The 12,730-nt window shown below is 68.3% G+C and carries 13 protein-coding genes; 11 read left to right on the forward strand and 2 right to left on the reverse strand.

What is annotated here, in order from left to right:
* The coding region (locus CFP71_RS31495) for a cysteine hydrolase family protein (protein WP_143267219.1) at positions 1–556 on the reverse strand (556 nt) is incomplete at its 3' end.
* Positions 557–628: 72 nt separating this feature from the next.
* Here CFP71_RS31495 and CFP71_RS31500 point away from each other — a divergent pair.
* Both CFP71_RS31500 and CFP71_RS31505 read left to right on the forward strand, forming a co-directional pair.
* Positions 629–1,615, forward strand: a complete 987-nt coding sequence (locus tag CFP71_RS31500) for a GlxA family transcriptional regulator (RefSeq protein ID WP_093937594.1) — start codon at positions 629–631, stop codon at positions 1,613–1,615.
* Positions 1,588–2,361 (forward strand): enoyl-CoA hydratase-related protein, encoded by a 774-nt coding sequence (locus CFP71_RS31505; RefSeq protein ID WP_093937595.1) that lies wholly within the window; start codon positions 1,588–1,590, stop codon positions 2,359–2,361. Before CFP71_RS31500 ends, CFP71_RS31505 begins: the two co-directional genes overlap by 28 nt.
* Positions 2,362–2,443: 82 nt before the next feature.
* Here CFP71_RS31505 and CFP71_RS31510 read toward each other — a convergent pair whose 3' ends face one another.
* Positions 2,444–2,983 carry an NUDIX domain-containing protein gene (locus tag CFP71_RS31510; protein WP_093937596.1) on the reverse strand — a complete coding sequence of 180 codons (540 nt, stop codon included), beginning with the start codon at positions 2,981–2,983 and terminating at the stop codon, positions 2,444–2,446.
* A 37-nt stretch (positions 2,984–3,020) separates the two neighbouring features.
* Between CFP71_RS31510 and nucS the strand changes: the two genes are divergently transcribed.
* From nucS to CFP71_RS31555, 9 genes are all read left to right on the forward strand, one after another.
* Positions 3,021–3,680: an endonuclease NucS gene (gene nucS, locus CFP71_RS31515; RefSeq protein WP_034308895.1), complete on the forward strand. Its 660-nt coding sequence runs from the start codon at positions 3,021–3,023 to the stop codon at positions 3,678–3,680.
* Between the two features lie 566 nt (positions 3,681–4,246).
* Positions 4,247–5,209, forward strand: coding sequence for a patatin-like phospholipase family protein (locus CFP71_RS31520; protein WP_093937597.1), 963 nt, complete (start codon positions 4,247–4,249; stop codon positions 5,207–5,209).
* A gap of 44 nt (positions 5,210–5,253) precedes the next feature.
* On the forward strand, positions 5,254–6,030 hold the full coding sequence (locus CFP71_RS31525; RefSeq protein WP_093937598.1) for a hypothetical protein: 777 nt from the start codon (positions 5,254–5,256) through the stop codon (positions 6,028–6,030).
* A 203-nt stretch (positions 6,031–6,233) separates the two neighbouring features.
* Positions 6,234–7,694 carry a DUF4331 domain-containing protein gene (locus CFP71_RS31530; protein WP_093937650.1) on the forward strand — a complete coding sequence of 487 codons (1,461 nt, stop codon included), beginning with the start codon at positions 6,234–6,236 and terminating at the stop codon, positions 7,692–7,694.
* Positions 7,695–7,708: 14 nt separating this feature from the next.
* Positions 7,709–9,121, forward strand: coding sequence for a tetratricopeptide repeat protein (locus tag CFP71_RS31535; protein ID WP_167406340.1), 1,413 nt, complete (start codon positions 7,709–7,711; stop codon positions 9,119–9,121).
* Between the two features lie 41 nt (positions 9,122–9,162).
* Complete coding sequence (locus CFP71_RS31540) at positions 9,163–9,534, forward strand: hypothetical protein (RefSeq protein WP_093937599.1); 372 nt, start codon at positions 9,163–9,165, stop codon at positions 9,532–9,534.
* A 155-nt stretch (positions 9,535–9,689) separates the two neighbouring features.
* On the forward strand, positions 9,690–11,387 hold the full coding sequence (locus CFP71_RS31545) for a sodium:solute symporter family protein (protein ID WP_093937652.1): 1,698 nt from the start codon (positions 9,690–9,692) through the stop codon (positions 11,385–11,387).
* Positions 11,388–11,397: 10 nt separating this feature from the next.
* A complete protein-coding gene (locus CFP71_RS31550; protein WP_093937600.1) occupies positions 11,398–11,661 on the forward strand; it encodes a hypothetical protein in 264 nt (87 codons plus the stop codon).
* A gap of 47 nt (positions 11,662–11,708) precedes the next feature.
* Positions 11,709–12,707: a DUF3558 domain-containing protein gene (locus CFP71_RS31555; protein ID WP_244199911.1), complete on the forward strand. Its 999-nt coding sequence runs from the start codon at positions 11,709–11,711 to the stop codon at positions 12,705–12,707.
* The last annotated feature ends 23 nt before the right edge of the window (positions 12,708–12,730 follow it).

A 12,730-nucleotide genomic window follows, 5' to 3' on the forward strand; every position in this document is an offset into this window, starting at 1 on the left:
AGGCCTTCAAGATCTCCTTCGTCGAGGTGACCGTGGCGAACCCGCCGCCGTGCAGGTTCGTCGCGGTCGCCTTCGACAGCTCGTCGGCGGTGAGCACACTCCCGTCCGGCCCGGCGAGGTCGAAGGTGAACGTGGCGTCGAGCGCGAAGGTCACGTCGTAGCCGAGGTTCCCGCCGACGCGCGCGGTGGTCTCGCAGCAGAAGTTCGTCTGGATGCCGGCGAGCACGAACGAGGTGATGCCGCGGGTCTTCAGCCAGCCATCGAGATCGACGTCGCCGTGGAAGGCCGAGTTGACCTTCTTGCCGAACACCAGATCCGCGCGCACGCCGTCGAGTTCGGGCTTGAAGTGGTTGCCCTCCTGGCCGGGGCGCAGCGACGAGCCGGGCTTCACGGAGTCGTGGTGCACCAGCACGATCGGCAGCCCGCGCTCTTGCCAGGCGTCGGCGAGCGCCTTGATGTTGGCCTCCGCGCCGGGGTTGTTGCGCGGGCCCCAGACGGGCTTGTCGAAGCCGCGCTGGGCGTCGATCACGAGCAGGGCCTTGGTTTCTGTGGTCATGAGTTCGAGTTTCGTGCTTCCGGCGACCCGCGAGGGAGTGGCAGAAGACGCGCGATGCGGTACTTTCCTGCCATGCGAACCGTGGGTGTGCTCCTCCTGCCGGGCAGCCGGTCCTTCGACCTGGGCGTGATCGGGGAGGTCTGGGGTGTGGACCGGACCGACAGCGGCATCGGCCCGTTCGAGGTCCGGCTCTGCGCTCCCGGCCGCGGCCGGGTCGCCATCCACCCGTTCGGCCAGGTCGAGGCGACCCACGGGCTGACCGGACTGGACGGCTGCGATCTCGTCCTCGTGCCCGGCCGGGTCGATCCGCACGCCGAGGTGCCCGCGGCCGCCGTCGCCGCGTTGCGCAAGGCGCACCGGGCCGGGATCACCGTGGCGTCGCTGTGCTCCGGGGCCTTCACCCTCGCCGCGGCCGGGCTGCTCGACGGCCGGTCCGTCACCACGCACTGGCGGCTGCTGGACGACCTCGAAACCGCCGCTCGCGACGCCGTCGTCCAGCGGGACGTCCTGTTCACCGACGAGGGTGACGTGCTGACGTCCGCCGGTGTGGTCGGCGGACTGGACCTCTGCCTGCACCTGGTGCGGCGCGATCACGGCGCCGAGGTCGCGGCCGCGCTCGCCCGCCGGCTCGTGATGCCGCCCGCACGGGAGGGCGGCCAGCGGCAGTATGTCGACAATCCGTTGCCGCCCAAGCCGTCACGGCCGAGTGTTTCGTCCACAATGGACTGGGCGCTGGAGCGGATCGCCGACGACATCGGCGTCGACGACCTGGTCGGTCACGCGGGGCTGAGCGAGCGGACCTTCCACCGCGAGTTCGCGGCGGCCACCGGGGTGACGCCCGGACGCTGGCTGCGCGCGCAGCGGGTGCGGCTCGCGCGACGGCTGCTGGAGACGACCGAGCTCCCGGTCGAGCGGGTCGCGCAGCGCTCCGGGCTCGGCACCGCCGCCAACCTGCGTCGACGGCTCCGCGCGGACGTCGGCGTCGGGCCCGATTCGTATCGCCGGACGTTCCGGTCGGTTACCGTCGAAGCATGGCCGAGTACGAGCACATCCTCGTGAAGCGGGACGGCGACACCGTCACCATCACCATGAACCGCGCCGCGCGGCGGAACTCGCTGTCGGCGGACCACCTCGCCGAGCTGCTCGCGGCGTTCCGCGAGGCGGGGGAGACCGACGCCACCGGGATCGTCCTCGCGGGCGCCGGACCGGTGTTCTCGGCGGGACACGACTTCGGCGACGTCGCCGCGCGCGACCTGATGGCCGTCCGCGAGCTGCTGCGGCTGTGCACGGACCTGATGGGCACCATGCAGTCGGTGCCGCAGGTCGTCGTCGCGCGGGTGCACGGGCTCGCGACCGCGGCGGGCTGCCAGCTGGTGGCCTCGTGCGATCTCGCCGTCGCCGCGGAGTCCGCCGGATTCGCCTTGCCCGGTGGCAAGGGCGGCTGGTTCTGCCACACCCCCGCGGTGCCGGTGGCCCGCTCGATCGGGCGGAAACGGCTGATGGAACTGGCGCTCACCGGCGACGTCGTCGACGCCGCGACCGCGCTGGACTGGGGCCTGGTGAACCGCGTGGTCCCGGACGATTCGCTGGACGAGGCCGTCGCGTCGCTGCTGGGGCGCGCGACCCGGGGGAGCCGGGCGAGCAAGGCGATGGGGAAGCAGACCCTCTACGCGCAGTTGGACCGGCCCGAAGCCGACGCCTACGCGCTGGCGCTGGAGGTGATGGCTTCGGCGTCGCAGCTGCCCGGGGCCCGTGAGGGGATGGCCGCTTTCCTGGAGAAACGCTCTCCTGTTTGGCCCGACTGACCCCTTGGCGCGCGCAATGAAGGGGCCTTTCATAGCAAATTTTGCAATGAAAGCGTCCTTCATTGCGCGCGCGGGTGGCGGGTCAGCGGCGTTCCCGCATGAGCAGCAGCGTGTAGGCGGCCAGCGTCTGCGCGTCGGTGATGTCACCCGAGGCGATCATCTTCTCGAATTCGTCGCGCCCGATCCACGCCGTCCGCATGTCCTGCTCCTCGACCTCGCGCTGGGCGTCACCCGGCGTGAGGTCGGTGGCCAGGAACACGCGCCCGCGCTGGCTCGACAGGCCGGCGGCGACGTCGGTCACGCCGAGGTCGGTCATCGTGCCCGCGATCAGCCCGGTCTCTTCGCGCAGTTCGCGGGCGGCGAGTTCGGGCGCCGGGAGGTCGGCGAGATCGGGCGCGGTGCCCATGGGGAATTCCCAGCGCCGCAGCCCGAGCGGGTAGCGGAACTGCTCGACCAGGTGAAACCGGGCGCCGTCGAACGGGATGACGATGGCGCACGTGGGTTTGTCGACGACCGCGTAGATCCCTTCGGAGCCATCGAGCCGCCGGACGACGTCCTCGCGCACGGTCATCCAGTTGTTCCGGTACACCTCACGGGAGCTGACACGCTGAACGGGGTCCATGCGCACAGTATCGCCATGCTTGTCCTACCCTCGCGTGGTGCGCCTAGTGATCGCTCGCTGCCAGGTCGACTACGCCGGCCGTCTGACCGCCCATCTGCCGATGGCCACCCGGCTGTTGCTCGTGAAGGCCGACGGCTCGGTGTCCGTGCACTCGGACGACCGCGCCTACAAGCCGCTGAACTGGATGAGCCCGCCGTGCTGGCTGATCGAGGACGGCAAACTGTGGATCGTCGAGAACAAACAGGGGGAGAAGCTCGTCATCACGATCGACGAGATCTTCCACGACCACGCCCAGGAACTCGGCGCGGAACCGGGACTGCAGAAGGACGGCGTCGAGGCGCACCTGCAGGAACTGCTCGCCGAGCACATCAAGACCCTCGGTGACGGCTACACCCTGGTGCGGCGGGAGTTCCCGACCGCGATCGGACCGGTCGACATCATGGCCCGCGACGCCGACGGCGCCAGCGTCGCCGTCGAGATCAAGCGGCGCGGCGAGATCGACGGTGTCGAGCAGCTGACGCGGTACCTCGAACTGCTCAACCGCGACCCGCTGCTGGCGCCGGTGCAGGGCGTGTTCGCGGCGCAGATCATCAAGCCGCAGGCGCGGGTGCTGGCCGAGGACCGGGGCATCCGGTGCCTCACGCTGGATTACGACGCGCTGCGCGGCATCGAGTCGGACGAGTTCCGCCTGTTCTGAGCGGATCTTGTCGCGAGTAGTCCTCTGGATGCGGTGGTCGCACTGGGTCTCCAGTCGACGCCTGGTTCGGACCCGCTCCTTCGGGAGGTTGTGAAAGCCACTTTCACAACCTTGGACGTTGCGAGAGTGGCTTTCACAACACACCGCCGCGGATCCGCGCCGGACCACCCCGCCGCCGCTCCGGGCGTCGCGAAAGCCACTTTCGAGACATCTGACGTCCCGAAAGTGGCTTTCGCGGCACCTCAAGCCTCGTCGCCCTAGACGTACCGCGGCTCTCCGCGTCCTCGAGAGAAGCGGCGTGGGTGCCGATTCGCGACGGCCCTTCTCCGGTGAACAGCCGATATCCAATCGAGTCCTCGGTTTTGTATCTGCATTCTTTCTCGCACCACAGAATGCCCCAAAGGGCGGCGGGAAATTAACGAACTCGACTCTTCCCGCAAAAGAACCAGCTGTTTCCGGGCCATTCGGGTGAACGCCGGATTGGCCGGTCTCGCGCTGTGTCACACTCGATTTCCGCGAGGGGTATCGCCGACATACGGCGGTCGCGGGTCCAGGGGTGATGTGCCATGGCTGATTCTTCGAAGCGCGTGGATCTGGTGCTGGAAGGCGGCGGCGTCAAAGGTATCGGGTTGCTGGGAGCCGTGCTGGAGTTGCACGACGCCGGTTATTCGTTCCCGCGGATCGCCGGGACGAGCGCGGGCGCGATCGTCGCGACGCTGGTCGCCGCTTATCAGAAAGCCGGGAAGGATCTCGGCGGCCTGGAAGCGGTGATGAACGACATGGACTGCCGCCGGTTCCAGGATCGGTCCCTGTTCGACCGGATCACCGGGCCGGTCGGCGATGGCGTCGACCTGCTCCTGCACGACGGAATGCACACCGGCGACTATCTCGCCGAATGGCTCACGCCGTTGCTGGACGAGGTCGGCGTGCACACTTTCGCCGATCTCGCCATCGACGATCCCGAAAGTACTTTGGCTCCATACCAACGGTATTCCCTCGTCGTCCACGTCAGCGACCTGACCCGCCGCGTCCTGGTCCGGCTTCCTTGGGATTATTCCCAGTACGGACGCGATCCCGGGGAAGAGAAGATCGTCGACGCGGTCCGCGCGTCGATGTCCATCCCGTTCTATTTCCGGCCGGTGCAGTTCGACGTCCGCCCCGAGGGCACGGTCACCTGGGTCGACGGCGGACTGCTGTCGAACTTCCCCATCACCGTCTTCGACCGGACCGACAAGAAGGAGCCGCGCTGGCCGACCTGGGGGGTGAAGCTTTCCGGCGAACCGGCCGGCGGCAGGGACAAACCGGTGAAGAGCGCGTTGCGGATCGCCATCGGTTCGCTCGAAACCCTGCTTTCGGACTGGAATCGTTACCGGTTGCACGAGGAGGGTGTGAACCGGCGGACGGTGTACGTCGACACGACCGGGGTTTCCGCCGTCGACTTCGGGCTCGGCGAAGAGGAGAAGAAGCGCCTCTTCGAAAACGGGCGGGAGGCCGCACGGCGGTTCCTGGAAAAGATTGTGCCGCAGTGAACTCGCCGGCGGTATTCCGGTGGGACGAGGGATAGGAGGATCCCATGCGTTATCGCCCGATCGGCAGTGACCCCGCGGACGGCCGCCTCGGCCGGTTCGTCCCGGACGACTGGCGCCACGTCGAGCGCTATCCGCTGACCGCGCTGGCCACCCAGGACCGGCCGACCCGGTCGCCGGTGGTCATCGGTGTCAACTGGTACAAGGAATTCGACGTACCGGAGAAGGACGAGAAGTCCGGCGAGTTCTTCGTCGCGAAGGGCGGCGCGAAAACGCTCACCCGGATCCGCGGCGGCCACTGCGTCTGCCTCGAACCCGGTGAATCGACCGACGGAGACAAGCAATACGCCTTCTACGACCAGGGCAGCGAGGGCGCTTGCGTCGGCTTCGGCTGGTCGCGCTGCATGACGTTGTTCAACGGCGATCTCTACGCCGCGCGATGGCTGTGGGACCAGTCGAAGCTGCGCGACGAATGGGACGAGACCAATCCCGGTGACAACAACGGCACGTCCGTCCGCGCGGCGGCCGAGGTGCTGCTGGAGCTGGGGCACGTCCCGTGGTCGGAGACCTACGCCGACGACGACCACGTCAAACGGGCCGCCTACACGCCCGACGTGAAGAACGGCATCCAGGCCTATCGCTGGGCGAAGACGGTCGACGAGGTGCACGAGGTCCTCGGCAACCCGCGCGCCGACGAACTCGGCGCCGTGCCGTTCCTCAACTCCTGGGGCCCGGGCTACCCGCATCGCACGTTCCTGCCGGACGACGTCCTCGCCCGGTTGATCAAGGAGGACGGCGAAGTAGGCCTGCCCACGGACCGGTAAACCCCCACCGGTCGCGGAAGAGGGCCGTTCTCGGCGGAAACGCCGGGAGCGGCCCTTTTTCGTACCCTTTCCCGTGCCCACAACACTTCCACAACATCCCCACTGACGACGGCGTGCACCATCGGCTTTCGGTGGAGGGCCCCGGCTCCGGACTCGGTTCCGGAACAGCCTGCCCGCCACGCGTTTTCAGAAAGGGAATGGAAATGGCTGCATCCCATCTCGCTCGCCGTCGGCTAGGGTCCCGGCGGAGAGCGGCTGTCTCGGTCATCGCGGTCGGGGCGACGGTGCTCGCGAGCGCGGTCGCCGGGCTGTACGCCGGCCCGGCGCTCGCCTCCAGTCACCGGGAAGCCCCGCTGATCTCGGGCGACCCGGCCGTGGACAACACCGACGTGTACGCGTTCGTCAGCCCTGACAAGCCGGACACCGTGACACTGATCGCGAACTGGTACCCGTTCGAGGAACCCAATGGGGGACCGAACTTCTACCCGTGGGCCACGGACGCCAACCACGACATCAACATCGACAACGACGGCGACGCGAAAGCGGACCTGACCTACCGCTGGACCTTCCGCACCGAAGACCGGCGGGGGAACAACACCTACCAGTACAACGACGACCCGGTCACCTCGCTGGACGACGAGGACCTGCTGTACCGCCAGTTCTACACGCTCTCGGTGATCGACTGGCGCGGCGGGCGGACCACGAACCTGGTCACCAATGGGAGGGTCGCGCCGTCGAACGTCGGCCCGGCGTCGATGCCGAACTACGGCGCGCTCCGGAACCAGGCGATCACCGCGGTCCCCGGCGGCGGGCAGACCTTCGCCGGGCAGGCCGACGACCCGTTCTTCCTGGACCTGCGGATCTTCGACCTGCTCTACGGCAAGAACCTGTCCGAGGTCGGGCAGGACACGCTGGCCGGCTACAACGTGAACACCGTGGCGTTGCAGCTGCCCAAGAGCGCGCTGACGCTCGCCGGCAACCCGGCCCGGAACCCGGTGATCGGGGTCTGGAGCGACACCGAACGCAAGTCGATCACGCTGCGCACCCCCAGTGCGGAGCGAGCGCTCGGCGCCGACGTCCAGGTTTCGCGCCTGGGCAACCCGCTGGTGAACGAGGTCGTCGTGCCCGCCGGGCTCAAGGACCGGTTCAACGCGCTCCTGCCGGAGCAGGACCGGACGGTGCCCGCGCTGGTGAACAAGGTGACCAATCCGGAGGTGCCGGATCTCGTCCAGCGGATCTACGGCGTGCCCGCGCCTGCCAAACCCCGCAACGATCTGACGGAGATCTTCCTGACCGGGATCACCACGAAATCCGGTGACCAGATCAACCTGGATCTCAACTCGCAGCTCGACAACGCCGACGTCAACCCGGCACGGTTCGCGCCGTCGGAGCAGCTGCGGCTGAACACGTCGACCCCCGTCACCGCGCAACCCAACCGGCTCGGCGTCCTCGGCGGCGACCTCCAAGGGTTCCCGAACGGCCGGAGGCTGGCCGACGACGTGCTCGACATCAGCATCCAGGCGCTGGAAGGCGCGGCGGTCAGCGGCATCGTCAAGGCGCTCGCCGCCGTCGACCGGGTGGACCGCAACGACGTCCAGTTCGGCACCGTCTTCCCGTACCTCGCCCTGCCGAACAACAAGGCGGTCAACTCCTCCGTCCGCTGATTTCCCTCCCCCTGGTGGCCGCCGTCGAAACGGCGGCGGCCACCCCTCTCCTCTTCCAGAAGGCGGACCCGATGTCCCACGACGTCCCCGAAAGCACCACAGGTACCCAGCGCCCCCGCTTCGGGAAGCGCTCTCGCCGGGCCGCGCTCCTGGGCGTTCTCGGCGCGAGTCTGCTCACCGTCGGTGTCGCCGCGTTCCTCCCGCCCGATTCACCGGACCCGGTCCTCGTCGGAGGACCGCAGGGTGGTGTGAGCACCCTCGACCGGGCGATCCGGACAGCGGAAGCCAAGCTCGCGAAGCATCAGCAGGACCCCCAGACCTGGGCCGAACTCGGCGCCGCCTATGTCGAGGTGGCGCGGGCCAAAGCCGACCCGGCCTACTTCCCCAAAGCCGAAGAGGCGTTGCGGAAGTCCTTGGCACAGCAGCCCGACGGCAACGGGATCGCGTTGGGCGGCATGGGCGCGCTCGCCAACGCGCGGCACGATTTCGTCGGCGCTCGCGACTGGGGTGAGAAGGCCAGGGCCGCGCTTCCGGACAACGCCGAGATCCACGGCGTGCTCAACGACGCCTACACGCAGCTCGGGGACACCGCCGCGGCCACCGCCGCGTTGCAGCGGATGCTCGACCTCAAGCCGGGCGTCTCCTCGTTCACCCGCGCCGCCTACGAGTTCGAAATACACGGCCGCGTCGACGACGCCCGGCACGCGCTCGATCGCGCGCTGGCCGACGCCGTCGATCCCGGTGACGTCGCGTTCTGCCGCAACCTCCTCGGCGAACTCGCCTTCGACAACGGGGACCTCGACACCGCGCAGTCGCACTTCGAGGCGGGCCAGCGCGCGGTGCCATTGGAAACCTCGCTACAGCAAGGAAAAGCCAAGGTCGCGGCGGCCCGCGGACAGACCGCCAAAGCGCTCGCCGGCTACCAGGATCTCGTGGCCCGTCAGCCGAACGTGGGAAACCTGCGGGAGTACGCCCTGTTGCTGTCGTCGTCGGGGGCGCCGGAATCCGCCGCGCGTCAGTACGAGCTCTTCGAGGAGCAGCGGCGCCTCGAAGTCGAATCCGGGGCGAACGTCGACCTCGAAGCGTCACTGGTCGCCGCCGACCGCGGCGACGCCGCGCAAGCGCTCCGGTTCGCGCAGGCGGAGTGGGACCGCAGACAGCCCGTGTTCGTCGCGGACGCCATGGCCTGGGCATTGCACCTCAACGGCCGGAACGCCGAAGCCCTGACCTTCGCCGACCGCGCGGCGAGCACCGGCTGGCGCAGCGCGTCGTTCGCCTACCACCGCGGCATGATCCTCGCCGCGCTCGGACGGCCGGGCGAAGCCGTCAAGGCACTCGCCGAAGCCTTGCGCGTCAACCCGAACTTCTCCTTGTCCGACGCTCGGACCGCACGGACCACGCTGGCGAACCTCGGCGGTGCCGGATGAGTCCGCGACCACGGGAACACGACCGGAAAGGCTGCCGACCCATGCGTAATCTGCCCACCGAACGGGTTCCGCGCCGAGCGCGCGGAACCGTCCTGAGCACGCTGCTCTTTCTCGCCGTCGTCGTGGCGTGCTCGGCGACGGCTCCTGACACCGGACCCCGGTTCGACGACGAAACCACCGACGGTGTCGCGGCGGAACTGACCTGCATGAAGCATCAGCCGCGGGCGCCGGGCACCCGCTACACCGACGACTCGATCCGGCGCACCGACGAGACCCTCGCCCTGCTTCGCTACTACACCGCGAACGGGGCCAAACCGTACTGCGACGGCAACGACGTCACCGATGTCGACCGCCAGTGGATCGACGTCTATGTCGCGCTGGGCGCGGACGCGGAAAAGGTGAAACGCCCCTGAGACAGGACAGGAATTGTCAAGAATCGCCCCGAAACAGACACTTGAGGGCGGTCGTCCCCCACCCGCACTGCCGTTCCTGAATCCATGCAGTATGGTCCGCGATTGACGCGATACCGGCGTTTCTCGTGGACATTTTCACTATGGAGGTGGGTCGGTTGCACGTGCTGGCCGATGCGAACCTGCGACTCGACGCAAGCCCGATCGACTACGTCCTGCTCGCCTTCTATTTCGCGCTGGTGCTCGGCATCGGGTACATGGCGCGACGGTCGGTCTCGAGCAGCCTCGACTTCTTCCTCTCCGGCCGCTCGTTGCCCGCCTGGGTCACCGGCCTCGCCTTCATCTCGGCGAACCTCGGCGCTGTCGAGATCATGGGGATGTCGGCCAACGGCGTGCTCTACGGCCTGCCGACCGTCCACTACTTTTGGATCGGCGCGATCCCGGCGATGCTGTTCCTCGGCATCGTGATGATGCCGTTCTACTACGGCTCGAAGGTCCGCAGCGTCCCGGAGTTCATGCTCCGCCGGTTCGGCAAACCAGCCCACCTCGTCAACGGCATCAGCTTCGCGAGCGCGCAGATCCTCATCGCCGGCGCGAACCTGTTCCTGCTCGCCAGCGTGGTGAACCTCCTGCTCGGCTGGCCGCTGTGGGTGTCGATCATCGTCGCGGCCGTGGTCGTGCTCTCCTACACCGCGCTCGGCGGCCTGTCCGCCGCGATCTACAACGAGGTCCTGCAGTTCTTCGTGATCGTCGCGGCGCTGCTGCCGCTGACCATCGTCGGCCTGGTCAAGGTCGGCGGCTGGCAGGGCCTGGTCGACAAGCTCAGCGCCGACCCCGGCGGCGAGGCGCAGCTGTCCTCCTGGCCCGGTGACAACCTCACCGGCTTCGGCAACAGCTTCCTCTCCGTCCTCGGCCTCGTCTTCGGTCTCGGTTTCGTGCTCTCGTTCGGTTACTGGACGACGAACTTCGTCGAGGTCCAGCGCGCGATGGCGTCGAAGAGCATGTCGGCCGCGCGGAGGACGCCGATCATCGGCGCCTTCCCGAAGATGCTGATCCCGTTCATCGTGATCATCCCCGGCATGATCGCCGCGGTCACCGTGTCCGAGTACGTCCAGGACAAGCAGATCCTGCTCGACGGCGGAGACGCGCCCAGCGGCGTCACCGCGAACAACGCGATCCTGCTGCTGATGCGCGACCTGCTGCCCAACGGCATGCTCGGTGTCGCGATCGCCGGTCTCCTCGCGTCGTTCATGGCCGGGATGGCGGCGAACCTGAGTTCGTTCAACACCGTCTTCACCTACGACATCTGGCAGTCGTACGTGAAGAAGAACGAGTCGGACGGCTACTACCTCCGCCTCGGCCGCGTGGTCACCGCGGCGGGCACCGTGCTGGCCGTCGGTACCGCGTTCATCGCGTCGAACTCCGGGAACATCCTGACCTACCTGCAGGACCTGTTCTCCTTCTTCAACGCGCCGCTGTTCGCCACCTTCATCCTCGGCATGTTCTGGAAGCGGATGACGCCGACGGCGGGCTGGGTCGGCCTCGTCGCCGGTACCGCGTCCGCGATCACCGTGTGGCTGCTTTCGCAGGCCGGGGTGCTCGGGCTCACCGGGCAGGGGATCAGCTTCGTGGCCGCCGGTACGGCGTTCGTCGTCGACATCGCGGTCAGCGTCGGGGTCTCGCTGGCCACCACGCCGAAGCCGGAGTCGCAACTGGTCGGGCTCGTCTACTCCCTCACCCCGAAGGAGTCGCTGAAGCACGACGAGACCGGCGACGACGCGGGCTGGTACCGCAAGCCGGGCCTGCTCGCGGGCATCGTGCTGATCCTGACCATCGCGCTCAACATCATCTTCTAGGAGGCCGGAGATGGCTGCGTCCCAAGCTCCCAAGAAGGCCGGCGTCTTCGACATCCGGCTGATCATCGCGCTGCTCATCGGCGGCTACGGGCTGGTGCTCACGATCATGGGCATCGGCTTCACCACCGAGGAGGAGCTGGCCAAGGCGGCCGACGTCAACATCAACCTGTGGGCGGGCATCGGCATGCTGGTGTTCGCGGCGCTCTTCATGCTGTGGGCGAAGCTGCGGCCGATCGTCGTGCCGCCGTCCACCGAGGACGGAGAGGGCGAATAGCCGGGTTGTCCGGACAGCGCCGGGGCGGTCCGGCTACCGTGCACTTCGTGCTGCTCAACGCTCGACGTCGCCGGATCGCGTCCGCGCTGGCCCTGGTCGCCGCGCTCGGCGCGGTGTCGGCCTGCGGTCAGAACCTCGGCAAGTCCAACTTCGCCCGCACCACCGTCGCCGCCGAAGCCGGTTCCGGCGGTGAGGTGCCGAGCGGGGACATCAACGACCCGGCGGTCACCCCCGCGGTGATGCGCACGATCGACCCGTGCCCGCTGGTGGGCAAGGAGGCGCTCAGCGGCCTCGGCACCCCGGAGGACCCGCGGCCGTCGCTCACCTCCTTCGGCAACTGCACCGGGAAGGCCACCGACGCCGGTGGCAAGAAGCTCACGGTCAGTATCGACATCGGCTCGTCGACCTTCTCCTCGGCCAGCAACGCGGTCGTTTCGGCGGTCGAGGGACTGCCGCAGATCGAGCGGAAGAACAAGGACGGCAACAGCTGCGACATCGGCATCATGACGCTGCGCAAACCCGAGCGGGGGATCAGTTTCCTGGTCACCTACGACGGTGGTGACCCCTGCGCGACAGGGCGGGCGGTGGCGGCCAAAGCCGTGAAGAGCCTGCACGCGTCGCCGGCGAAGTTCCCCGCCGGGGCGGGCTCGCTGACCACCGTCGACCCGTGCGCCGTCGCGGACCCCGCCGTCCTCGCCGAGGTCGTACCGCACGGCGCGACCTCGCCGAGCAGCTTCCACTCCTGCGACTGGACCCCGGGCTCCAACCCGAGGATCTCCATCGGCTTCCGCCACGGCCTGCCGCCGGAGGAACGCGACGGGACCAAGAAGATCGACCTCGACGGCACGCCCGCGTACCAGAAGATCGGCACCACCAGCGACGCCGAGTGCAAGATCGAGTGGCAGCACAGGCCGTGGACCGACGACGGGGTCGAGATCGTCAGCGTGATCTACAAGAACTACGACGAGAAGAAGGACGAAGCGGCGTCCTGCGGCAAGGCCGCCAAAATCGCCGAATCGGTGATCTCCAAGCTGCCGAAGGGCTGACGCTGGCGGCATCCGGCCGGGAG

Origin of the sequence: Amycolatopsis thailandensis (genome assembly GCF_002234405.1) — a bacterium.
Lineage (GTDB): Bacteria > Actinomycetota > Actinomycetes > Mycobacteriales > Pseudonocardiaceae > Amycolatopsis > Amycolatopsis thailandensis.